The sequence below is a fragment of the Streptomyces sp. NPDC001750 genome (assembly GCF_042892615.1).
Lineage (GTDB): Bacteria > Actinomycetota > Actinomycetes > Streptomycetales > Streptomycetaceae > Streptomyces.
The window spans coordinates 1-22864 of sequence record NZ_JBIAUE010000055.1 but is presented as its reverse complement, the minus strand read 5'-3'; the positions used below and the strand labels follow the sequence as shown (position 1 = coordinate 22864).

Sequence of the window (22864 nt, the reverse complement as noted above, 5' to 3'; positions counted from 1 at the left end):
CTGCTCGCTCGTGTGCGCCGCTCCGTGGCGCCACTGCAAACAGTGTCCGCGCAGTTGGAGATCCTGATCCGTTCCACTCTCGACGCGGCCGCTGCGGTCTGAGGGCCGTCCCACCGACCGAAAGGCCCTCGTGCCCCACCGTATGCACGCCTGACCGAGACCGGCCGTCCGCGTCTGGTCCGCTGCGTGGTCGAGGACGGCCGGACCCTGCGCAGGGCCGCCGAACGCTTCCAGGTCTCGCCCACCACGGCCCGGCGGTGGGCCGACCGCTACCAGCAGTTCGGCGATACCGGGATGGGCGACCGGCCCTCCCGCCCGTACACGAGCCCGGACCGGACCCCGAGCCGCGCCGAGCGCCGGATCATCAAGGTCCGTGCTCTGCGCCGATGAGGCCCGGCCCGCATCGCCACCGCCGCACCCTTGAGGCCATCGCCTGGAAGCGCCGCACCGTGCCGGCTGCGGGGCGGGGATGCGTTCCTTGGCCTACGGCACTACGACAGTCAGTGATGTGCCGGTCAGTTGGAAACCGAGCTTCTCGTAGACGCGGCGGGCCGGATTCGCATCGCTCACGACCAGCGAGGCATCGGCCAGTCCGTCGGCCGCGGCACTGCCGAGCACCCGACGCAGCAGATTGGCGCCAAGGCCCGCGTAGCGGGCTCCGGGCCGGCGGAACACGTCCGCGATCCACGGCAGGCCGTCACGGTTGGTGACAATCGCCCCAGCGACCACGCGGTCCGTCTCGTCCACCACCAAGGCGCTGCACGGAAGCACCGGCCCGAGAACGGAACCCGCCAGCATCGGTGCCAGGCGCTCCTTGAGTGCTTCTTCGTCGCTGCCGCGGTGGTGGTCGGGGTGGTCGGCAGGAAAGGCGGCTCGCCAGGCCGGGAACACCGCATCGGCATCGAGATCGCAAGGAACTGCCCGAAGTCCGTTGCCCAGGGCGCGTGATGACCAATCGGCCGGCGGCGGACACGCAACCAAGTCTCTCCGCATCTCATGGGCATGCCGCATGACGCGGGCACCACGGCGCAGCAACTGCTCGCCGAGCTCCACGGATCCTGAGACAGCCCATCCGGACATGCCGGCGACGATGGACTCCACGGGGTCGGGGCCGACCACTTCGGCCAGGTCCGCCCATGGGTGCCCCTCCCGAACGCCCTGCAGATAGGTCAGGACCGGCACGCCTTGCCCGTTGGTCAGGGTTTGGCGCTGCTCGTCGTTCTCAGTCACTTTTCATCCTCGATAGCTCATGTGTGCCTCAGCCATGTGTGCCTCGGCGCGGGCATTCTGCAGTTCCGCATCCGGTGCCACAACAGAGTTTCCGCATTCGGGATGTTTCATACGGCGGCTTGATGGTCTCCGGCCGTTGTGCACCGGCCCTCAGCCGCAGGCCGCTGACGGATGGCCGGGGCCGGGAGATTCCGGGGAAATTCTGGGTCCGGCGCACTCTGACCACGATCCGATACGAGTGGGCCCGTCTTCGGTCCGCACGGGGGTGGAACCCACCCCGGAGAAGGGCTGACGGTTTCACCGCACTCAGTCTTCCCCTCACGCCGTCCCTTCGCCCTGGCCTCTACAACTGTAGTAACGATGATACTCTACTTCTGTAGAGGGATTGGGGTGTGTGGATGGGCAACGACTGTGCCGGAGAACTCGACACGACAAAAACAGCTGGCCGACGCGGCGATCGAGACACTGGCCGCGGAGGGTGTGCGGGGGCTGACCCACCGGGCCGTCGACCAGCGCGCGAGGCTGGCGGAAGGTTCCTGCTCCTACTGCCTCAGGGCCCGGCGGGCGCTGCTGCGGGCGGCCGTGGAACGGCTCGCCGAAGCGGATATGGCAGATGCCGCCGCGCTTCCGACGACGGGCACTGCTTCAGCAGAGAAGCTCGCTGATGCAGCGGTGACCTTCCTGCGGCACTGGGGGACCAGGGACGTGTGCGCACGCTCGCCATGAACTCGCCCCGGAGGCTACGCACAGGCCCGAACTGCGAGCGGTACTGAAGACTGCGGCCGGGCAGGTGCGACGGCCGGTCGTCGACCTGCTTGCGGCGGCCCGTGCCGCCGAGCCGGAGCAGCGCGAAAGCACTCGTTGCCTCCATCGATGGTCTGCTCTTCGAGTGTCTGGCCGACCCGGACGGATTCGGCCTCGACCCGGCCGAACTCCGTACCACACTGCTGAGCCTGTTGCGCACCTTCACCGACTGACCTCCGCGGTTCCGCCCACGGGGCGGAATCTGCCCCAAGACGGTTCCAGAACCTGGCAAGTAACCGAAAGAGAAAGCACCTTATGGACCCCGTACTCATCGCCGGAGCAGGCATCGGCGGACTTACTCTCGCGGCCGGGCTCGCCGGCCGCGGCATTCCGGCCGTCGTCCTGGAGCAGGCCGAACAGCTCGCCCCTGTCGGGGCCGGCCTGACCGTGCAGCCCAACGCGCTGCTCGCGCTGCGCCGTCTAGGCCTGGCCGAGCCTTTCGAAGCCGCCGGCGCGCGGCTTTCCACGGCTGCCGTCTACGACACTCGCGGCCGCGTGTTGTTGCAGCCCAGCCGCGCCCAGGCCAGCGCCTTGCTGGCGGATATCGGTGCCCCCACCCTGGGCCTGCACCGCGCCACCATCCACCAGGCGCTGGTCGGCCAGCTCGGCACCAGCGAACTGCGACTCGCCTCGACCGTCACCGCCGTTGACCCCGATCAGGCCACCGTCACCCTCGCCAACGGGCAAGAAGTACGCGGCTCCGTGCTGGTCGGTGCGGACGGCCTGCGCTCCACCGTCCGAACCGCACTGCTGGGCGCCCAGGCACCCAGCTACAGCGGCTACTACTGCTGGCGCGGCGTCACCGATACCAACCCCCTGTCCAGCGACTGGGTCGGAGAGATGTGGGGAGCGGGCCGCCGCTTCGGCGGATGCGTCATCGACGGTGGCCGCCTGTACTGGTTCCTGTGCGCCAACGGCCCCGCCGGCGGCGAGGACAGCGACATCCGTGCCGCGCTCACCCGGGCCACGGCCGAGTTCCCCGACTACGTCCGCCAGGCCGTCAAGGACACCCCTCTCAGCGCCATCCGTCGCGACGACATCCGCGACCGCCCGCCGGTCACGCAGTGGGGCCGGGGCCGCACCACCCTGCTCGGCGACGCCGCCCACCCCATGACCCCCAACCTGGGCCAGGGCGCGTGCCAGGCCATCGAGGACGCTCTCGCCCTCACCGACCTGATCACCGAGCACGGCCCCACCCCCGACGCACTGCGCCGCTACGAACGCTTCCGCCAGCCCAGGGCCAACGCTGTCGTCAAGGCCGCCCACCGGATCGGACGCATCGCCCACTGGAGCACCCCCACACGCACCCGGGTACGCAACACCCTCGTCCGTCTGACCCCGGCCTCCGTCCTGGTGCGCCAGATGCGCGCCTCCTGGCGGCTGCCCGAGACCACGAGCTGACCCCCAGGCGCCCCTCCACCCATGCCGATTCACCGGAAGCGAGCACAAGATGCACGACCTCGACACCGACACCGGCCGTGTCCCCCTCTCGGTCCTCGGCCTGGGCCTGATGGGCCAGGCCCTCGCCGCGGCCTTTCTGGGCCAAGGCCATCCGACCACCGTGTGGAACCGCACCCGCGCCAAGGCCGAACCCCTCACCGCACAGGGCGCGCAGCTCGCCTGGACCGTCCGTGACGCCGTCACCGCCGGCCCGCTCGTGGTCATCTGTGTCTCCGACTACGACAACGTGCGTGACATCCTCGAACCCGTGAGCCGGGACCTGGCCGGCCGCACCCTGGTCAACCTGACCTCGGGCACCTCACAAGCGGCCCGTGAGACGGCCAAGTGGGCGGAGCACCAAGGCGCCGCCTACCTCGACGGCGCAATCATGGCCGTACCCCCAGCCATCGGCACCGCGAACGCCACCATCCTCTACAGCGGTCCAACCACCGCATTTAGCCAACACCAACAGGTACTCAGCAGCCTCGGCAGCCCCGTGTACGTCGGCGCAGACCACGGCCTGCCGTCCCTGTTCGACGCGGCCGCCCTGAGTTTGGTGTGGAGCACTCTCAACGGCTTCCTGCACGGCGCTGCCCTGCTCGGCAAGGCAGGAATCCCCGCGACCGCATTCGCCCGCCTCGCCAAGACGGGCATCGAAACCGTAGCCGACTGGGTGCCCGGTTACGCGCAGCAGATCGACGACGGCACCTACCCGGCCACCGACTCCACCGTCAACACGAACCTGACCGGAATGAAACACCTCCTCCACGAAAGCCATGCCGCCGGCATCAACACCGAACTACCCGAACTCCTCGCGACCCTGGCTGAACGAGCAGTTGCCAACGGACACGGCGACAACAGCTACGCAGCGATCACTGAACAACTCCGCCGATCCACACCGTAACCGACAGCCATCAGCTGCTCCTGACCGATGGTGACGCGTTGATCGCTCGGGAGCGCCTTCGTTTGTCGGCACCCGCCGACACAGGGTTCGCACGGATCCCGGAAGTCTGCTCCGCGGCCAGGCGGGCACGGAGGGCTCCTGCCATGCGGCGGCCCTCGCGAGACGCGGTGGCCACGGCGTAGCAGGCGGCGGTACGGACTTCGGGGTCCGAGTCGTCAAGAGGCGAAAGGAGCAGGCCGACGTCAGCGGTGACGGCGTCACGTGACGCCTCGATGCTCCGGCCGGGCGGTGCAGGGAGTCGAGGTCGTTGTCAGTGGTGCCGTCTACTGTGCCAGCCATGTTTGGTGATCTGCGGAACGGCGGCCTGCGGACTGAACCCACGACTGCGGACGAGTGGTCGTCGGATGCAGGGCTGCCAACAGTGCCGTTGGAGCCCGGAACACGGAGGGAGGCGGCCATGTACGGAGCTGCCGGCTTCCCATTCACCGCCCGTTCCGTCGGAGGACTCGACAATATGGCCGAGGAGAAGCAATTCACAGGTGACTTCGAAACTCATCTGACGGTGCGTCTGAATGCTGGGGAAGAAACGTCTTTGGTTCGCTGGGCGGAGCACAACGGGTTGAAGTACACCCGCATCGTCCTGGACCGGGGGAGGACGCCGGACCAGCCGATGCTCACCATCTCCGGCCGTGGGACTCTGGCCATGCAACGGGCTGTTGCCGGAAGACACGTGGAACAACTGCGTGGTGAGGGCTTCGAGGTCATGCGCGTGAAGATCGAGGCGGCGCCATGGAACCAGGACGTACCGCAGACCGCCCGGGAGGCCGCGCAGCTCCCGCCGCCGTGCTACTTCGAGCATCACGTGAAGCTGGTGTTGGCAGATGTCGGTCAGGTGGCGGCGGTGCGGGCCCTGTGCGAGCCCCACGCGGCGCATGTCTCCCGCAACGCACGTCGTCCGCTGAGCGGCGGTCGTCATGAGCGCTTCGTCACGCAGCGCTGCCGACTGGTCGGCCGTCCCGCTGCTCGCGCGCGACTGGACGCCTTGCTGGTATCGCTCGCCGACGTGGGGTTCGTGGCCGCGGAGGTCGAGGAGGAGTTCGTGGTGCACGATGACAACCTCGTCATGGACGCGGGCTGGATAGTCGCGGACGGGAGCGATGCCGTATGACGAAGGGAGAGCGGAACCGTCCGGTTCCCCGGACGTCGAAGGAGGCGGTCGTGGACCGGGAAGCCCAGCCGGAGGAGTTCGACCGTCGCTCGCGGGCCGGGGAGCCGGAGTTCGCGGACCTGGCGCAGGCCGTGCGCTGGCGGACCGCGCGCCGGGCGGCGATCGATCACGTGCTGGCTCTGATCGCCGGATCCTGGTGGAGCGACAGTCTGGTGCTGCGGGGCAGTCTGCCGCTCCAGGCATGGGCCGGTGAGCAGGCCCGTGAGCCGGCTGATCTCGACTGGGTGGTCGTTCGCGACATGCTCGACGAGAGCTGGCCGTACGGAAACCTCATCGACCTGACCTGCACCTGGCCCGCCGTGGTGGACGCGCTGGAGCCCGCAGACGATGCGCACGGAATTCATGGGACCTGGGATGTGAGGTATCCGTCGGCGGACCTGAACCGGCTGCTGGAGTCCGCCTCAGCGGACGAGGACGCCGAATGCCTGTACATGGACCTGCTTGATCGGATCAGGCAACGGCCCGAGGCACCGGGCGGCGTGTTACTCGACGCCGATCGGGCGTACGCGGAGTCGAGCGACGGAGGCTGGTCCTACCACGGGCCGGGGGTGCGGCTGGAAGTGCCCTGGCGGGCATCCGGGTTACCGGCCGGCCGGATACGCGTGGACTTCGCCACCGACGACATGTTCTCCGACCCGCCGGAGTTGACGGCCTTGCCGGTCGGCTGTGGCGAACCACCCGTCGTGGTCCAGACGGCAAGCCGGGAACTCTCACTTGCCTGGAAGATCCGCTGGCTGCAAGTCGAGTCCGAGGAGGACAGCGGCGGCCAGGGCAAGGACCTCTACGACGCCGTCCTCCTGGCCGAGGACCGCCGTACCAGGCTGTCCACACGCCTCCTCGAAGACGTCCTGTCCGACGGATACGGCCACACCGGACCGAAAGGGTTCGACCCGGACCGGGTACACCAATGGCCGGTGGCATGGGGACGGTTCCAGGCCGAGTACCCCTGGGTGCAGGGGAGCGCGGAGGAGTGGTTGTCCCGATTGTCCGGGGCACTGACTTCGATGTTCGCGTCGACGGTCCCCACCAAGGCCGATATCGAGGTTGGCGACTCCGTGACCATCAGCGGTGGCCCCTTCGCGACCTTCCGGGCGATTGTCAACGAGGTCGGCCCCCGCTCGAAAAGAGTCAAGGCTCTGGTCCATTTCTTCGGCCGGGAGACCCCGGTCGATCTCTCCTTCGACCAAGTGCGGAAGAACTGAGGAGCAGGTGGGTGAGCGGGGTCGAGTGTGCCGCGCGGGAGCCGCTGAGGCGATGGCCGCCGGGGCACGGCACCGGCGCGGCGCGAAGCCGTGAGCAGCTGCGCGCGCACAACCGTCTTGGTCTCGGACGCGTCGAGGCCGGCATCTTCGAGAAGTGAGGCCAGGTCGGTTGGTGTGGAGGCCGGGCCCACCCACCAGGAGAAGGGACGGGCCGTGCTCCGACCGCCTCACGCCGTGTCAGGCGGCTTTCGTCTCACGAACCGTGTCATTTCCCGTGGAGCGATCGAGTTGCAGCGGAGGCGCTCCGGAACGCAGCTTCCGTTGGCGTCCTACGGCAGGTGGATCTGCGGTGGCCGTCCCACAGAGCGATGAACCAGGCCGCCTCCTGCTGGACATCGAGGTCCGGCCGGAGCAGTCCCTGGGCCTGGAGGGAGCGGATCCTGGCGGCGAGGGTGTCGGAGACACGGGTGAAGCAGGGTGCGGGTGCGCCAGGTCAGGAGGGCATGCATCGCGTCGAAGGCGCACTGCCGGAGAGGCGCGGTACGAGTACGAACGTCGTGGAGACCCCCTCGACCGAGGCGCTACGAGGGCGCCGACGTGGCCGCGCAGGCATCCGCCGAAGCCGAAAGCACCCGATCGATGGGCGTCGTGTGGGGACTCGCCGCAGGACTGGGTCCGCGGCTCGTCGGCGGAACACAAGTCGCGCTCGCTACCACGCTGATCTTCTCGGGGGTCTCCATCGCCTCGGTTCTCGGCGTGCCGCTGGGGACCCTCCTCGCGGCGCGCCTCGGCTGGCGTGCAACGTTCTGGGCACTCGCACTCGTCGGTGTGGCGGCCGCCGGCGTCCTGGTCCTCACGCTTCCGGCCCTCCCGGTTCACCAGCGGATCCGCCTCGACGGAACCGTCGACGCGCTGAGAAACCGCGGTGTCGCGGCCGGGTTGGCCATCACGGGGCTGATCGTGCTCGGCCACTTCACCGGCTACACGTACCTGCGCCCGGTCCTTGAGTTGGACGCGGGCATGAGCGCCGGCCTGATCGCGAGCTGCCTGCTGGTGTACGGCCTGGCCGGTGTCGTCGGCAACTTCACCCTCGGCCCCCTGGCCGGCCGGTACACGAAGGAGGCTGTGATCACCGCCCTGGCGGGCGTCACACTGGCCGCAGCACTGCTGCCGTTCGCCACCGCGAGCACCGTCACTGTGCTGATCGTGCTCGTCGTCTGGGGCGCCTCGTACGGCGGGGTCTCGGTCTCGACGCAGACCTGGGTTCGCACGGCCGACCCCGCGCTTACCGAGGCCTCGGCCGCGTTGTGGGCCGGCGTTTTCAATGCGAGCATCGCTCTCGGCGCGTTCGCGGGCGGACTCGTCATCGACCGTGCGGGAAACCGAGCCGTCCTCCTCTCGGCGGCGCTGATCACGGCGGCCGGACTGATCACCGCCGCCGTCTCGCGGCCTCGACCAAAGGCTCCACACGCGCGGTGGCCGGAGATGGACGCCGCCGATCATTGATCGGTCCGTCCGCTGCCCCGGGCCGACAGCCACCAATCCGAACTACGTTCGTCCGGCCGGCGGATCTGCTCCGCTCACAGCCGGGACAGCGACGGCGTCTCAGCCCACGTTCTTCGACAAGAGCTCGACGAATCTGTTGGCGAGGCCGTGCTGTTCCCCGCGCTCACCGTCGACAGGGGTGGTCGTGACCTTTTTCAGTCCGTCCGGGCGGGTGCTCTCCCGGAGGTCCTTGTTGCAGACGATGGACAGGGAGCCGATGCCGGCAGCCTCTCATCCGCGAGCTCGGCGGAACAGCGGCACCGATCCGCGCACGCACCCGGACGCCGCGCCGCAGTGATCAGCCCTCCGGAAAGAACCGCGCAATGGCCGGTCGCAGCCGGGTGTTTTCGAAGTCGTCGATGGGCAGCGCGAGTTGCTCCAAAAGCAGGCCATTGATGACGGTCAGCAGATCCGCGGCGTCGGCCTCGGGGTCTGCGGATCCCGCCCCGCGCAGTTCGCCGGCGAAGGCCGCCCGCTGGGTGACTCCCCATTCGTTGAGGCTGTCCTGCAGCTGACGGCGGCGAGCGACTTCCAGGAAGAACTCGTACCGGGCGATGCTGGAGTCCCGGTCATGGGCCAGGGATCCGGTCACGTACTGCACGATGCGGGTGATCCGCTGCGGGATGTCGACGTCGGGCAACTGGTGGAACAGTACGCGCACCTCCTCGATCTGCCGGGCGGCCAATCGTCGCAGGGCCTCGTCGAGCAATTGGTCGAGGGTGCCGAAGTAGTAGCGGGCGATGCCGTGGGTGGTGCCGGCCTCCGCCGCGATGGCCCGGTGGGTCAAGGCGCGCGCGCCTTCCCGCGCCAGCAATCGGGTCGCGGCGTCCAGGAGAGCTTCGCGGCGGGCGGCCCCCCGGGCCATCTGCGGCTCGCGCATGGGCGTTGTCACGGAGTTCATCGTACCGGCGTGGGTGGCGAAACTTTTTCTCCATATGGAGAAAATCTGCGGTACGGTGTGCCCATCGGACACCGCCGTCAGTCGCGGAGGGAAGCTATGACCAGCACGATCATCACAGGTGGGCGGGTACGTACGCTCGATCCGAGCGCACCCGAGGCCGAGGCGGAGGCGCTGGTGCTGTCCGGCGGGCGTGTGCTCGCCGTGGGGGACCGGGACGCCATGGTGGAAGTGGCGGGTCCCGACGCCCGCCGCATCGATGTCGAAGGCGGCGTGGTGATGCCCGGCCTGATCGACACCCATCCGCATGTCCTGCACTTCGGGATGTTGGCGGGCGGGCTCGTCGACCTCACCGACGCCGTCGATCACGCGGACATCGTGGCGCGCATCCGGGCCGAGGCCGCGAACACGCCACCGGGGAAGTGGATCATGTGCACCCCCGTCGGTGAGCCGCACTACTTCGTGCGCCGTTCGGAACGGGATCTGCTGGAACGGCGTCTGCCCGATCGATGGACCCTCGACTCGGCGACCGACGCCCATCCGGTGCTGATCCAGGCGTGGGCGCCGCGCATGCCGAACGTGGTCGCGTTCAACAGCGCGGGCCTGCGCGCGGTCGGGCTCACCTCCTTCCTCCCCGACCGGGTCTGCGACGTCGAGATCGACAAGAACGAAGCCGGTGACCTGACCGGAATCCTGCGCGGACCTGTCACCAACTACTACACGTACGACCCCTTCTGGGGGCAGATCCTGACCAAGCTGCCGAAACCGAGCGTGGAGAACGCCGTCGCCGGTACGACCGCGGAGTTGGCGCGATATGCGGCGCAGGGCGTGACCACCGTGTACGAGGGGCACGCGATGGAACAGGAACACATCGCGCTCTACCGACAGCTGCGCGCGGCCGACGCCCTGCCCCTTCGCGTGATGGCGACGCTGGACGCCGAATCGGTCATCTTCTATCCGTTCGACCCGCTGCCGCACGGCGAATTCGCCGCTCGCCTCGGGCAGCTCGCCGACCAGATCTCGGACGACGGCGACGACATGCTGCGGGTCAGCGGGCTCACGTTCAGCCCGGGCGGACCCTGTTACTCGGGATACTTCGCGACCTACGAGCCCTACGCGGACCCCTTCGGCCGACCCACCCGCGGCGTGCGATTCCTGTCCCTGGACAAGGAGGAGACGTTCATCAGGTTCTGTGCCACCAACGGCATCCGTGCGAACCTGTGCGTCGGCGCGTACCGCGAGCACGACGACTTCCTCGACATCGCGGAACGCGTTGTGCGGGAACACGATTTCCGTGATCGGCGCTGGATTCTTCAGCATGCCATGACGATCACGCCGCAGCAGGCCCGTCGATACGCGGAACTCGGTTTCCAGGTCACGACCAGCGCGGGATTCGCCTGGGGCAAAGGCGCGATGTACGGCGAGCGCATGGGGACTCACGTCTGGCGCGACCTGGAGCCGCTGCACCGTCTCCGCGAAATCGGGCTCGATCTGGCGGGCGGCTCGGACTGGGGGCCGAAGAATCCGTGGGAACAGATCGAACTGGCGCAGACCCACCGTTTCGCGGGCAGCGATCACCGCAATGACGGGCCGGATCAGAAGCTCTCGCGCATCGAGGCGCTGCGCATGTGGACGACGGGGGCGGCGAGCGTGCTCGGCTGGCCCGAGATCGGCTCGCTCGCGCCGGGAAACCACGCGGACCTGGTGATCGTGGATCGCGATCCGGTGACCTGCCCGGTGGAGGACCTGCGTGGTACCAGGGTGCTGCGGACGCTGCTGGGCGGAAGGACCGTCCATGACAGCGGGGAGCTCTCCTGCCCGGCCGAGGAGACGCAGGCGGTGGCGCCATGACCGCCGACCTGACGAACCGGGTGCTCGCCCGCATCGACAGCATGCGCGAGGAGATGGTGGCCACGCTCGCCGAGGCCATCTCCATCCGAAGCGTGAACCCGACCTATCCGGATCAGGACTATGACGATCTGGTCGGTGGTGAAACGGAGGTCTCCCGGCTGCTGGCGAGGCTGTACCGGCAGGCCGACGCGGAGACCGAGCTGTTCGGCGAGGCGCCGGGCCGGGACAACGTGGTCGGCGTGGTGCGCGGTAGTGGCGGCGGGCGCTCGCTGATCTTCAACGGCCATGTCGACGTCGTACCGGCGGACGACTCCGCGCAATGGACCCACGCCCCCTTCACGGCGTTCATCGACGAGACCCATGTCTGGGGCCGGGGAACAGCGGACATGAAGAGCGGACTGGTCGCGCAGGCCTTCGCCGCCAGAGCACTGACCGAGACCGGGACACGGCTGCGGGGCGACCTGATCCTGCAGGGCGTGGTCGGCGAGGAGAACCTCGAACACCATCTGGGGACCTCCGCCGTCCTGGACCGCGGCTTCACCGCCGACGGGGCGATCATCGCCGAACCCACCGGCGCCGACCGGCCGTTGACGGTCATGCCGGCCACTCCCGGCGTGCTGATCATGCGCATCGCGGTCACAGGGCGCAGCGCGCACGCGTCGATGCGCTCGCGCATGCGCGCCCAGGCGGTGGCCGACGAACACGCAGCCGACCCCGTCGCCGCCAGCGCGATCGACGCCGCTCTGCGGATCCACGACGGGCTGCGCCGGCTCGAGGCCGAATGGGTCGAGAGCCGGACGGACCCACTGTTCGAAAAGGGCCAGTTCACCATCGGCCTGAACGTGGTCGACGGCGCCGCGCACGGCAGCCGCAACGTCGCGTTCATCCCCGACAGGACGACCCTCGAATACGCGATCTTCTACCCGCCCGCGACGGGCGTGTCCGAGATCCGGTCGGAGATAGCGCGCACGGTGCGGGACATCGCACGGCAAGATCCCTGGCTGCGCGTCAACCCTCCGCGCATCGACTGGCCCATGCACTATCCGGGCGGGCGGACCGACCGGGATCATCCGCTCTGCCGAACAGTGCGAGCCGCTCGCGAGCAAGCGGCCCTCGGCACCTCGTTCACCGGCCCGGGCGATGTGCTGCCGTTCCCCTCGGCCACCGATCTCACCTGGTTCACCGCCGCCGGCATCCCCGCCGTCGGGCTGGGGCCGGGCGCCCAAACCCTGGCACACGCCGTCGATGAACGGTGCGCGATCGACGAGATGGTCGGTGCCGCCAAGGCATACGCGGTGACGGCGATCGAATGGTGTGGCGCGGCATGAACAACGACACCGCCGAGTTCTCACCGACCGCACCGTACAGAGCGATCGGGGCGTCGGCCATCGTCCACGGCATCGGAGCCCCCGCCGGCCCAAGATCATCGACGATCGACTCTTCGACGTCATGGTGGTGATCTCGCCGCAGGGTGCGATCAGCGCTGTGCGGCGCCGTGACCGCGGTCGAAAGGAGGCGCGATGACTTCCGCGCACGGCAAGCCCCGCCTGGTCGTCGGCATTTCGGGATCGAGCGCGCCGCAGCTCGGTATCGCGATGCTCCGGGCGCTGGCCGAAGCAGGAACCGTGGAGACTCACTTGGTCATCTCGCACGGAGCTCGACGATGCATACAGCTGGAGACCGATCTGAGCGTCGGGGACGTGGCCGCTCTCGCCGATGTCGTCCACAACCCCGCCGACCTGGCGGCCTCCATATCCTCGGGCTCCTTCCAAACAATGGGCATGGCCGTTGTGCCGTGTTCGGCGCGCACACTGGCTGCGGTGGCCACCGGCAACAGCGACAACCTGCTCACTCGGGCCGCTGACGTCACCTTGAAGGAGCGCCGGCCCCTCGTACTGGCCGTGCGTGAGACTCCGCTCAGCCTGATCCACATACAGAACATGAAGACGGTGACCCTGGCCGGAGCCACGGTGCTGCCGCCCGTGCCGGCCTTCTACCACGGGCCGCGGACCGTCGACGACATCCTGCGGCAGACCGCGGGAAAGATCCTCGACCAGTTCGGCATCGGCCACGACCTGTTCGTCCGCTGGAAGACTCCCGAGGAGGATCGATGAACAACGCGGGCAGCGATTTCCGATCGTACTTGGACCAACTGACCTCGCTGGGTTTGATGCACCGCGTCGACGACCCGGTCGACTGGTACCTCGAGGCCGGAGCCATCAACCGGTATCTGCTCGAGTCCGGCCTTCCCGGACCGGTCTACAGCCGGGTGAAGGACTCGATTCCCGGGATGCGCCTGGCGGCCAACATGTTCGCGACGTTCCCGGGCGTCGCCGTCGCGCTCGGCCTGCCGGCGGACACCGACGTGTACGACATCATCGATTCATACCTCACGAGGTTCGGGCGCACCATCGAGCCCGTCATCGCCTCGGAAGGGGTGTGCCGGCAGAACGTCCTGCTCGGGGACGACGCGGACCTCAACGCGCTTCCTGCCGTCCACGGTCACCCGGGCGACGGCGGCCGGTACCTCGGTACCTTCGGCGTCAGCGTCACCAAGGACCCTGACAGCGACTGGACCAACTGGGGCCTGTACCGGGGCATGATCCACGGACCACGGGCCCTGGGCGTCACCCTGCATCCGGCGATCAACCACGGTGGTCGAATCATGTCAGCGTGGCACCGCGAGGACCGGCCCATGCCGTATGCCATGTTCTTCGGCGGCGACCCGCTCTACACCATTCTCGGCGGCCCAGGCGCCCCACCCGGCGTCTCCGAGGCCGACATCGCGGGCGGGATGCGAGACCGCCCGGTCGAACTCGTGCGATGCGAGACCGTCGACCTGATGGTTCCAGCCGACGCCGAGATCGTGGTCGAGGGCACGATCTCCCCGGGTGATGTGCTGCCCGAGGGGCCGTTCGCCGAATATCCCGGATATCTCGTCTCCGACCCGACCCCCGCCCCGGTCGTCCGCGTCACCGCCATCACCTACCGTGACCAGGCCATTCTGCCCACGTGCAGCATGGGCATCCCGATGGACATGGTGTTTCCGCACATCCAGATGGCGGCGAACTTCAAACGCGTCCTCCTGCAGGCCAGGCTCCCCGTCACCAAGGTCGGTGTGCCAGTAGCGAGCAACGGCATGGCCGTGGTGGTATCCACCGACACACCCATCGCCGGACTGCCACAGCGCATCGCCGCCGCCATCTGGTCCGACGCGACCGGTAGCAAACTCACGCCCTATGTCATCGTCGTGAACACCGACGTGGATCCGATGGACACCGACGCCGTCATGCACGCGATCGTCGCCAAGTGCCACCCGGCTCGCGACATCCACGTCTACCCAGGCTTCTACAACGCGCCTCTCCAACCGTATCTGCCGTCCGGACCGCACAAGGCCCTGGGCGTCGGCGGCGCCAACGTGCTGTTCGACTGCACATGGCCCGTGGATCTCGCGCCGCAGGACATTCCACTGCGCAGCGACTTCACCACCAGTTACCCGGACGAGCTCAAGCGACGGGTCGAGCAACGCGTCGCCGGGTGGAACCTGCCCTCGATCACCGCAACGGGAAGTGGAAGGGGAGAACGGGCACGAGTTCGCTGAGTCGACCCGCTATGCCGCCGGCGGCGCTTCTCCGGGCTTGTCGATCGTGCTGTTGGTCCGGTGGATCACGTGGCGCAGCAGACGTCGTCGCGCCAGCAGGCCCCCACCACGCGGAGCCACGCGGCTGCGAGGACGCGCATCGCGTGGGAAGGTCGCTTCTGGCCGGACCCGGGCATCGTTGTATGCCTGGGCGGCCCAGCGACCACAGGGTGAGCCAGGCGGCGTTGGCATGGAAGTGCCCGGACGGCAGGTGTGCCGGGGGCGGAGGCTCCACTGTCCGCGATGACCTGCCGTCGCAGCCGCTCGGGGACCGGGCCGTACCGGCCGATCGGCAGGTACGGCCCGATGAACTCCCGTGCTGCATCGCCAAGTTGCGCTCGCGTCATCCAAGACGATCCACCGGATCGGGCTCCGCCAGGAAGCAGATTCCAGCAGATGGATCACAACCCGATACACGCCCTGACCGAGTGGTTGCGTTCACAATGAGGCCAACGCTCTTTATGGCTGGCACATACATAGGTGTAGCGGGGCGGGGTCCCTACTGTATCCGGCCATGACAAGTGATTTTCCATCCCATTCCCGCTGGGCGGCGGTGGAAGGCAGGGATCCGACATCCCGTTCCGCCTTGGTCACGGGTGGTGGCAGCGGTATCGGCAAGGCGTGCGCCGCGGCGCCGGCGGCGGCCGTCGTCGGCGTGCACGTTGTGGACCGGGACACCGAGCCGGCCGCAGCGGTCGCGGCCGGGATCGGCGGCGAAGCGCACGTGGCCGGTCTGGCCGACCAGGCTGCCATCGACGGCCTGCCGACCGGTATCGGCATTCTCGTCAACAACGCCGGAACCCAGCACATCGCACCGCTGATCGAGTTCCCGCCCGAGCGGTTCGCCCTCATCCAGCAGGTGATGGTCACCGCCCCGCTCCTGCTCATGCGTCACAGCCTGCCGCACATGTATACCCAGGGACGGGGGCGGATCGTCGACGTCTCCAGCGTGCATGGGCTGCGGGCCGGCGCGTTCAAGGCCGCCTGCGTCGCCGCCGAGCACACCCTGGAAGGGCTGAGCGAGGTCGCCGCGATCGAGGGAGCCGCGCGCGGCGGGACCAGCAACTGCCTCCACCCCGGCCACGTCCGCGCCGTTGGTCGAGAACCAGATCCGCGATCAGGCCGCCGCACATGGCATCAGCACCGGGGACGTCCCGAGCGACCTACCTCTGACCCGCTCCGTCAAGCACCTCCTGAAAACGGACGAAGCCGCAGTGGCCGCAATGTGGTTGTGCTCGGACCGCGCGAGTTGCACCACCGCTGCCTCGCTGCTCCTGGACGGCGGTTGGGGAGCCGACTGCCCCGTCCCGCACTTCACTTCCAGTCCCCCGTACGCACACGAGAAGCCGGTGACTGACCATGACCGAAACCACCCCCGCCCCGTCCGGCGTGCTCCGTTCCAGCGGCATCGCCCGGATCGTCAGTGCGAGTCTGATCGGCACCACCATCGAATGGTACGACTTCTTCCTCTACGGCTCCGCTGCCGCACTGGTGTTCAACGTCTTGTTCTTCCCGTCCAGCGACCCGCTGGTGGGAACACTGATCGCCTTCATCACGTATGCGATCGGATTCGCCGCCAGGCCGCTCGGCGGCGTGGTCTTCGGACACTTCGGCGACAAGATAGGCCGCAAAAAGCTGCTCGTGGTCAGCCTGCTGATGATGGGCGGTGCCACCTGCGCCATGGGGCTGTTGCCCACATACGACACCGTCGGCATCGGCGCCCCGATCCTTCTCACCGTGTTGCGACTGATCCAGGGCTTCGCGCTGGGTGGCGAGTGGGGCGGTGCCGTGCTCATCGTCTCCGAGCACGGTGGTGACAAGCACCGCGGCTTCTGGGCTTCCTGGCCACAGGCCGGTGCACCGGGCGGCAACCTGCTTGCCACGGGTGTCCTCGCGCTGTTGGCCGCCGTGCAGTCCGAGGAGGCGTTCCAGTCCTGGGGCTGGCGCATTCCGTTCCTGCTCTCCGGTGCCCTGGTCGTGATCGGGCTGTGGATCCGCGTCTCGGTGTCCGAGTCTCCGGTCTTCCTCGCCGCGCAGGCCAAGGCTGAAGCGGAGATCGCACAAGGGGCCGAGGAGAAGCCGCCGGTCGTCGAGGTGTTCCAGCACAGTTGGCGTGAGGTGCTCGGTGCCATCGGCACCCGGTTCGGCGAGAACATCTCGTACTACATCCTCACCTCCTTCATCCTGGTCTACGTCACCACTCACCTGGGCCTGCCCAAGAGCACCGCCCTGAACGCCGTGCTGATCGGTTCGGCGGTCCACTTCATCACCATCCCGCTGTGGGGCGCGCTCTCCGACCGGCTGGGCCGCAAGCCCGTCACCCTGATCGGCTCGATCGGCATGGCCCTGTGGGCCTTCGCATTCTTCGCCCTGGTCGACTCGGAGTCGTTCACCGTGATCACCTTGGCGGTCACCGTCGGACTCCTGCTGCACGGCGCCATGTACGGGCCCCAAGCCGCCTTCATCTCCGAGATGTTCGACACCAAGGTCCGCTACTCGGGCGCCTCCATGGGATCGCAGCTCGCCTCGATCGTCGCGGGCGCCCTCGCACCGATCATCGCCGTCGGACTGCTGAAGGACTACGACTCCGGGACGCCGATCGCCCTGTACCTCTGCGCCGCCGCGGTGATCACCACGATCACCGTCGCTGTGATCAAGGAGACCCGCGGCCGTGACCTGACCCGCTCCACCACGCCCCGGGCGTACAGCGGGCACGAAGCACCGGTTGCAGACGTCGACCGGCGCTGACCGAGGCACGTGCACAACCCGTGCGGGTGGTAGCTCGCACCACGCGGGATGTGGTGCTCCGTGCCTCGGCGCCGCCAGATCCCCACGAGATGTCCGATTTTCGTGGGGCTGTGGTCCCGCGCCTCCAGACCGGACCTCGCCACTCCGGTCCAACGGAAGGCGGAAGGCGACGGATTCATCGACGGCTGCGGGGGTCGCGTTCGTAGCGGTGGTCGAGTCGGCGGTAGCCGGTCGGCCAGGACATGGTGCGTTCGAAGCCCCGCCTCCGGCGTCCGAGTCGATTGCTGGACTCGATGTTGGCCGAGAGCCCACGCAGCCCTTCCCCGAGCTCTCGACTTCGTTCGAGCGGGGGAGACCCCGTCCGAGGGCTTTCGGCCGCCTTGCGATCAATGGGGTCTTCCCTGCTCGAACAAGGCTGAGAGCTTGGGGAAGCACCGGACGATGCTCCTTCCGGGCAAACCTTGCCGGTCGCAGCACTAGACCGCGATGTCGAAGGGGAGGCGGCCCGAGTCGTGGAGGGACTCGAACGCGGCCCAGGCTTCGGCGAGTCGGTGGACGGCGATCCGCAGGTCGGCGGGTTCGGCCACGAAGGACAGTCGGAGGTGATCGGCGAAACTGCGGTCGGACGAGGTTCTGGAGCCTGGGAGCACCTGCACTCCGTGCGTGAGCGCGAGTTGAGCAAAGGACTCTCCGTCGCCGTACGGGAGCCGGACCCACAGGAAGGGGCCGCCTGACGGGCGGGTCCACGACCATGTCGGCAACCGTGACCGCAAGAGGTCGCTCATCAGGTCCAGACGTGCGGTCAGCTGCCCTCGCCGTGCCGTGGCCATGTCCCCGGACACCGGCAGGAGACGGGCAGCCAGCTGCTGGCCGACGTGTGAGGACCCGAGGTCTGCCACGACTTTCAGGCGGGCGAGCCTGGTCATCAGCGTTCTGGGCGCCCGCAGCCAGCCGATCCGCAGGCCGGGCCAGAACAGCTTGCTCAAGGATCCGACGACGACACCGGAAGCGGCGGGCGGCAGGGGGTGCCAGCGTCCTTCGAAGACCAGGTCGGCGAGTGTCGTGTCGTCGACGACCGGGACACCGGCGTGCTCGGCGAGCCGGGCGATCTCGGTGCGCCGTTGGGTGCTCATGACCGTGCCGGTGGGGTTCTGGCAGGTCGTCATCACGTACAGCAGTGAGACGGAGGACCGGGCGAGTGTCTCGCGTAGCGGACGTACTTTGATGCCCTCGGAGTCGGTGGGCAGCGCCAGAAGCGTCGCCCCTGCGGCGCGGGCGGCGTCGAGGGCGCCGGCGTAGGTGGGGTTCTCGGTGGCGATGACGCCGCCGTCGCGGCCGAACAGCGTGAAGAGCAGGCTGATCGCCTGTTGTGCTCCGCTGGTGACGAGCACTTCGTCGGCCGTGGTCGGCAGTCCGAGCCCGGTGTAGCGGGCGGCGATCCGAGCCCGCAGGGAGGGAAGGCCGAGGGGCTGGTAACCGAGATCGGTGGCCAGCTCACGCAGGTCGATCGGGTCCGGTGCCAGGTGGGGTACCGCTTCAGGACCGACGACGAGCGATCCGGAAAGGTCCACGACACCGGCTGCCAACTCGCCCGTCAGTTTGACCGACGGCATGGTCGCGGCGGGCACCGCCGGACCGATCCGATGGCTGGAGGCGACGACCCGGGTACCGCTGCCGCGCGCACTTTCCAGCAGGCCCTCGTCGCGCAGAAGCCGGTAGGCGCTGATCACGGTGGTCCGGCTCACACCCAGCCTCCGAGCGAGGACGCGCTCGGAGGGCAGCTTGGAGCCGGCACCGACCTCGCCCCGGCGCACGGCGCCACGAAGCCCCTCGGCCAACCGCTGGTAGAGCGGTCCAGATGAGCCACTTATAAGACCAGTGGGCAAGATTGAGGCATCCATGCGGTCCAATGTTGCCCTGATTGGATATCGAGAGCAATGCCAATGGATCTGCATGCTCGAACCATGGACTCTTTCCTGACCTTTGAGACACTCCTTGCCCACGCCGATGTCGATCCGGACGAACTGGGCGTCGCGCCCCCGATCCATCAGGTGGTGAACTATTCGGCCCCCACGGCGGAGGAATTCCAAGCACTCAACGAGCAGTCCCAGCCCCGGCGCTACTACCGGCGATACGGCAACCCGACACAGGCCCGGCTGGAGCGTGTTGTCGCGGCCGTCGAGGGCGCCGAGGCAGCCCTGGCCACCGCGTCCGGCATGGGGGCGATCACGACGAGCCTGGTCGCCCTGCTGTCCCAGGGCGAACATGTCGTCGCCCAGCGCAGCATGTACGGCGGCACACTGAGTCTGCTGCAGGATGTCGCGCCCCGCTTCGGTGTCCAGGTGACCTTCGTGGACCAGACCGACACCGATGCCTTCGCCCGGGCCCTCACGCCGGACACCAAGCTGATCATGCTGGAGACCCCCAGCAACCCGCTGCTCCAGCTGACCGATGTGAAGGCGGTCACCGCGCTTGCCCGCGCCCGGGGCATCCTCACCTTCGCCGACAACACCGTTGCGACCCCCTTCAACCAAAGGCCACTGGAGCAGGGCGTGGACCTCGTCATGCACAGCGTCACCAAGGCCATCTCCGGGCATGCGGACGTGCAAGCCGGGATCGTGCTCGGCAGCGGCGAGCTGATCGAACGGCTCTGGAAAGCTCACACCATCGTGGGCTCGGTCGTCAGCCCGTTCGATGCCTGGCTCGCACTGCGTGGCCTGCGGACACTGGCGTTGCGGGCGGAGCGGCAGAACCAGTGCGCGCAGGCCGTGGCCGAGTACCTGGTCAATCACCCCGCGGTACGAGCGGTGAACTACCCCGGGCTCCCCGGCCACCCCCAGCATGACCTCGCGATGCGGCAGATGCGGGGCTTCGGCGGACTGCTGAGCTTCGAACTTCGTGGGGGCCAGTCGGCGGCCGAGCAGCTCATCTCGGCGCTGCGCCTTCCCGTGCGTTCCCCCAGCCTGGGCGGCACCCGCTCGACGCTGGTGCGGCCCGCCGCGATGTGGTCGAACGAGTTGACCGAGGAACAACTTGCCGAGGCCGGAGTCCCCGGTGGTTTGATCCGCTTCGCCGTCGGTCTTGAGCACGAGGCAGACTTGATCGCCGATCTCGGTCAGGGGTTCGCCGCACTGGCCTCGGAGCATGCCGAATGATGGCGGAACCGCGGCCGATGCGTTCTTGGTAGCCCGACTGCCGTGCGGTCGCGCAGGTGTCCAGGTCGTTCGTCACGCAACGACCTCGGGCACCCTCGTTCACGTCTCCACGGCCGGCCTTCAGGGCGCGTTTCGAGAGTCCCGTCCGGCCCGCGACGCCTCGCCGCGCTGTCGGGATCGTCCACGTACGCACCGTACGAGGAGCGTCGCCGTGATCGGCGACCACATGCGTCGGGGCAGGTCGGGCGGCAGGTCAGCGATCTCCGTGGGGATCGACGGTGCGGTGTGGATACTCCAGCTCAGCCGTGTTCCGGGCGTGATCAGCGCCTCGGGGTCCTGCCGGTGCGCTCAGATCGCCTGTACGGGCGGGTAGTTCGGCTGCCACATGGCCGCGCGGACCCGGGCCGCGATGTCATCGCCGACGGTGGCGCGCGCCACCCCGTCGTGGGCGGCGCTGCGGGCGACTGCCGTGGCCACGGCGGCTGAGGTCTCCCTCAGCTGCTGGGTGGGTGGCAGGAGCGGCGCTCCGGGGGTGGTCGGGTCGACCTGTGCGGCGACCGCGTGGGCCGCGGCGGTGAGCATGCCGTCGGTGATGTGGGTGGCTCGGGCCACGATGGCGCCCAGGCTGAGACCGGGAAAGATCAGCGCGTTGTTGGCCTGTCCGATCCGGTGGGTGGCGCCGTCGCGGGTCACTGGCGCGAAGGGACTGCCGGTGGCGACCAGGGCCCGGCCGTCGGTCCAGGCGAGCAGGTCGGCGGGCGTCGCCTCGGCGAGCGGGGTGGGGTTGGACATGGGTAGGATGATCGGGCGTCGGACGGCTGCGGCCAGCTCGCGGACGACGGGTTCGGTGAAGGCGCCGCCCTGGCCGGAGGTACCGATGAGAATGGTCGGTTCGACCCGGTGCACCACCTCCGCCAGTGCGATGCCGCCGAGCTCCGGGTCGCGCGCCCAGCCGGCCACCTCCTGCGCGGGGCGTGCGTAGGGGGCCTGGAAGTCCCGCATGCCGGTCATGTCCTCAGTGAGCAGACCGTGCCGGGCGAGGCACCAGATCCGACGGGCGGCCTCGCCCGGGGGCAGGCCGTCGACGACGAGCGCGTCGCGCAGTTGGTCGGCGATGCCGGCACCCGCCGTGCCCGCGCCGAAGATCACCACCCGGTGCTCCCGCAGCGGCGTGCCACTCGCCCGCACGCCGGACAGCACCGCCGCCAGGTTCACCGCGCCCGTGCCCTGGATGTCGTCGTTGAAGGTGAGCACCTCCTCGCGGTAGCGCGCCAGGATGCGCCGCGCTTTGTCCGGCCCGAAGTCCTCCCAGTGCAACAAGGCGCCCGGGAAGAGCCGGGTCGTGGTGTCCACGTAGGTCTGGACGAAGGCCTCGTAGGTCTCCCGGTCGACCCGGGTGTGGCGGTTGCCGAGGTAGAGCGGGTCCTCCAGCAGTTCCTCGCGGTTGGTGCCCACGTCGAGCACGACGGGGAGGGTGCGGGCCGGATCGATGCCGCTCGCGGCGGTGTACACGGCGAGCTTGCCCACCGAGATGTTGACGCCGCCCACCCCCCAGTCGCCGATGCCCAGGATCGCCTCGCCGTCGGTGGCGACGATCAGGTCGACGTCGTCCGGTCCCAGCCCGGTGGCCCGCAGCGAGCGTTCGACGTCCTCGGGCGCGTCGACCGACAGGTAGACACCGCGGGGCTTGCGGTACTGGGAGCTGTAGCGCTCGATCGCGGTGCCGACGGTCGGGGTGTAGACGATCGGCAGCATCTCGTCCAGGTGCTCGCCGAGCAGCCGGTGGAACAGCACTTCGTTGCGGTCCTGCAGGGCGGTCAGGTTGACGTGTCTGGCCAGGTCGTCAGGCTGTGCGAGGTACTGCGCGTAGGCGCGGGAGGACTGTTGCTCGAGCGTGAGCACCTGCGGCGGGAGGAGTCCGACGAGGTCGAGCGCCTGCCGTTCGTCCCTGGTGAAGGCGGTGCCCTTGTTCAGCCGGGGATCGGCCAGCACGGCCCGGCCCCTGGCCGCCGTGTCCCATCGCCGGTAGCGGGCGTTCCACCGGGTCGGCATCGGATTCATTACGGTCTCCTCGGAGGTGCTCCGATGCCGGGTGGCATCGAGATGCGCGGTGAGAGGTTCGAGCTAGTGCCGTGACCGGCAACGTTTGCCCCGTCGCACCGTCCGGCACGCACGCTCGCGGCGTTGGCCGAAAGCCCACGTAGCCCCGCTACGAGGGC

The 22864-nt window shown here is 68.7% G+C and carries 18 protein-coding genes and 4 pseudogenes; 17 read left to right on the top strand and 5 right to left on the bottom strand.

Going from position 1 to position 22864, the window contains the following annotated elements:
• Window positions 1-150: 150 nt before the first annotated feature.
• A pseudogene (locus ACFYY6_RS37080) lies at window positions 151-387 on the top strand (helix-turn-helix domain-containing protein); the annotation flags it as partial.
• A 96-nt stretch (window positions 388-483) separates the two neighbouring features.
• On the opposite strand, the gene ACFYY6_RS37075 reads toward ACFYY6_RS37080, so the two are convergent.
• Window positions 484-1230 carry a GNAT family N-acetyltransferase gene (locus tag ACFYY6_RS37075; RefSeq protein ID WP_351520448.1) on the bottom strand — a complete coding sequence of 249 codons (747 nt, stop codon included), beginning with the start codon at window positions 1228-1230 and terminating at the stop codon, window positions 484-486.
• 411 nt (window positions 1231-1641) lie between these two features.
• Here ACFYY6_RS37075 and ACFYY6_RS37070 point away from each other — a divergent pair, with 411 nt between their 5' ends.
• The 9 genes and pseudogenes from ACFYY6_RS37070 to ACFYY6_RS37030 all read left to right on the top strand — a co-directional run bounded on the left by ACFYY6_RS37070 (window position 1642) and on the right by ACFYY6_RS37030 (window position 8314).
• Window positions 1642-1956: a hypothetical protein gene (locus tag ACFYY6_RS37070; RefSeq protein ID WP_389197589.1), complete on the top strand. Its 315-nt coding sequence runs from the start codon at window positions 1642-1644 to the stop codon at window positions 1954-1956.
• Window positions 1957-1987: 31 nt separating this feature from the next.
• Window positions 1988-2032: pseudogene (locus tag ACFYY6_RS37065) on the top strand (hypothetical protein); the annotation flags it as partial.
• Window positions 2033-2057: 25 nt separating this feature from the next.
• The gene (locus ACFYY6_RS37060) at window positions 2058-2207 is read left to right on the top strand and encodes a hypothetical protein (RefSeq protein ID WP_351520452.1); all 150 of its coding nucleotides are present in this window, start codon (window positions 2058-2060) and stop codon (window positions 2205-2207) included.
• A gap of 82 nt (window positions 2208-2289) precedes the next feature.
• Entirely contained in the window at window positions 2290-3435 is a 1146-nt protein-coding gene (locus ACFYY6_RS37055) for an FAD-dependent monooxygenase (RefSeq protein WP_386610520.1), read from the top strand.
• Between the two features lie 49 nt (window positions 3436-3484).
• A complete protein-coding gene (locus ACFYY6_RS37050) occupies window positions 3485-4378 on the top strand; it encodes an NAD(P)-binding domain-containing protein (protein WP_351520456.1) in 894 nt (297 codons plus the stop codon).
• A 514-nt stretch (window positions 4379-4892) separates the two neighbouring features.
• Complete coding sequence (locus ACFYY6_RS37045; protein ID WP_351520457.1) at window positions 4893-5546, top strand: hypothetical protein; 654 nt, start codon at window positions 4893-4895, stop codon at window positions 5544-5546.
• A 50-nt stretch (window positions 5547-5596) separates the two neighbouring features.
• Entirely contained in the window at window positions 5597-6808 is a 1212-nt protein-coding gene (locus tag ACFYY6_RS37040; RefSeq protein ID WP_389197587.1) for a nucleotidyl transferase AbiEii/AbiGii toxin family protein, read from the top strand.
• Window positions 6809-6819: 11 nt separating this feature from the next.
• Complete coding sequence (locus ACFYY6_RS37035; RefSeq protein WP_389197585.1) at window positions 6820-6966, top strand: hypothetical protein; 147 nt, start codon at window positions 6820-6822, stop codon at window positions 6964-6966.
• Window positions 6967-7405: 439 nt separating this feature from the next.
• A complete protein-coding gene (locus ACFYY6_RS37030; RefSeq protein WP_351633720.1) occupies window positions 7406-8314 on the top strand; it encodes an MFS transporter in 909 nt (302 codons plus the stop codon).
• A 337-nt stretch (window positions 8315-8651) separates the two neighbouring features.
• Here ACFYY6_RS37030 and ACFYY6_RS37025 read toward each other — a convergent pair whose 3' ends face one another.
• Window positions 8652-9245 carry a TetR/AcrR family transcriptional regulator gene (locus ACFYY6_RS37025; protein ID WP_386610529.1) on the bottom strand — a complete coding sequence of 198 codons (594 nt, stop codon included), beginning with the start codon at window positions 9243-9245 and terminating at the stop codon, window positions 8652-8654.
• A gap of 105 nt (window positions 9246-9350) precedes the next feature.
• On the opposite strand from ACFYY6_RS37025, the gene ACFYY6_RS37020 reads away from it, so the two are divergent.
• From ACFYY6_RS37020 to ACFYY6_RS36995, 6 genes and pseudogenes are all read left to right on the top strand, one after another.
• Window positions 9351-11102: an amidohydrolase family protein gene (locus tag ACFYY6_RS37020; protein WP_351520463.1), complete on the top strand. Its 1752-nt coding sequence runs from the start codon at window positions 9351-9353 to the stop codon at window positions 11100-11102.
• Complete coding sequence (locus tag ACFYY6_RS37015) at window positions 11099-12430, top strand: M20/M25/M40 family metallo-hydrolase (RefSeq protein WP_351520464.1); 1332 nt, start codon at window positions 11099-11101, stop codon at window positions 12428-12430. The genes ACFYY6_RS37020 and ACFYY6_RS37015 overlap by 4 nt, the downstream gene beginning before the upstream one ends.
• 192 nt (window positions 12431-12622) lie before the next feature.
• Window positions 12623-13216: a UbiX family flavin prenyltransferase gene (locus tag ACFYY6_RS37010; protein WP_351633715.1), complete on the top strand. Its 594-nt coding sequence runs from the start codon at window positions 12623-12625 to the stop codon at window positions 13214-13216.
• The gene (locus ACFYY6_RS37005) at window positions 13213-14703 is read left to right on the top strand and encodes a UbiD family decarboxylase (RefSeq protein WP_389197582.1); all 1491 of its coding nucleotides are present in this window, start codon (window positions 13213-13215) and stop codon (window positions 14701-14703) included. The genes ACFYY6_RS37010 and ACFYY6_RS37005 overlap by 4 nt, the downstream gene beginning before the upstream one ends.
• A gap of 553 nt (window positions 14704-15256) precedes the next feature.
• Window positions 15257-16037 (top strand): annotated as a pseudogene (locus ACFYY6_RS37000) (SDR family NAD(P)-dependent oxidoreductase); the annotation flags it as partial.
• A 64-nt stretch (window positions 16038-16101) separates the two neighbouring features.
• On the top strand, window positions 16102-17490 hold the full coding sequence (locus tag ACFYY6_RS36995) for an MFS transporter (RefSeq protein ID WP_351520467.1): 1389 nt from the start codon (window positions 16102-16104) through the stop codon (window positions 17488-17490).
• A 184-nt stretch (window positions 17491-17674) separates the two neighbouring features.
• On the opposite strand, the pseudogene ACFYY6_RS36990 reads toward ACFYY6_RS36995, so the two are convergent.
• Window positions 17675-17788, bottom strand: a pseudogene (locus ACFYY6_RS36990) (IS5/IS1182 family transposase); the annotation flags it as partial.
• Between the two features lie 178 nt (window positions 17789-17966).
• Window positions 17967-19391 carry a PLP-dependent aminotransferase family protein gene (locus tag ACFYY6_RS36985; protein ID WP_386610533.1) on the bottom strand — a complete coding sequence of 475 codons (1425 nt, stop codon included), beginning with the start codon at window positions 19389-19391 and terminating at the stop codon, window positions 17967-17969.
• A 63-nt stretch (window positions 19392-19454) separates the two neighbouring features.
• Here ACFYY6_RS36985 and ACFYY6_RS36980 point away from each other — a divergent pair, with 63 nt between their 5' ends.
• The gene (locus ACFYY6_RS36980) at window positions 19455-20645 is read left to right on the top strand and encodes a PLP-dependent aspartate aminotransferase family protein (RefSeq protein ID WP_351633706.1); all 1191 of its coding nucleotides are present in this window, start codon (window positions 19455-19457) and stop codon (window positions 20643-20645) included.
• Window positions 20646-20993: 348 nt separating this feature from the next.
• On the opposite strand, the gene ACFYY6_RS36975 is transcribed toward ACFYY6_RS36980, so the two are convergent.
• Window positions 20994-22697, bottom strand: coding sequence for an NAD-dependent malic enzyme (locus ACFYY6_RS36975; protein WP_389197591.1), 1704 nt, complete (start codon window positions 22695-22697; stop codon window positions 20994-20996).
• Window positions 22698-22864: the final 167 nt, after the last annotated feature.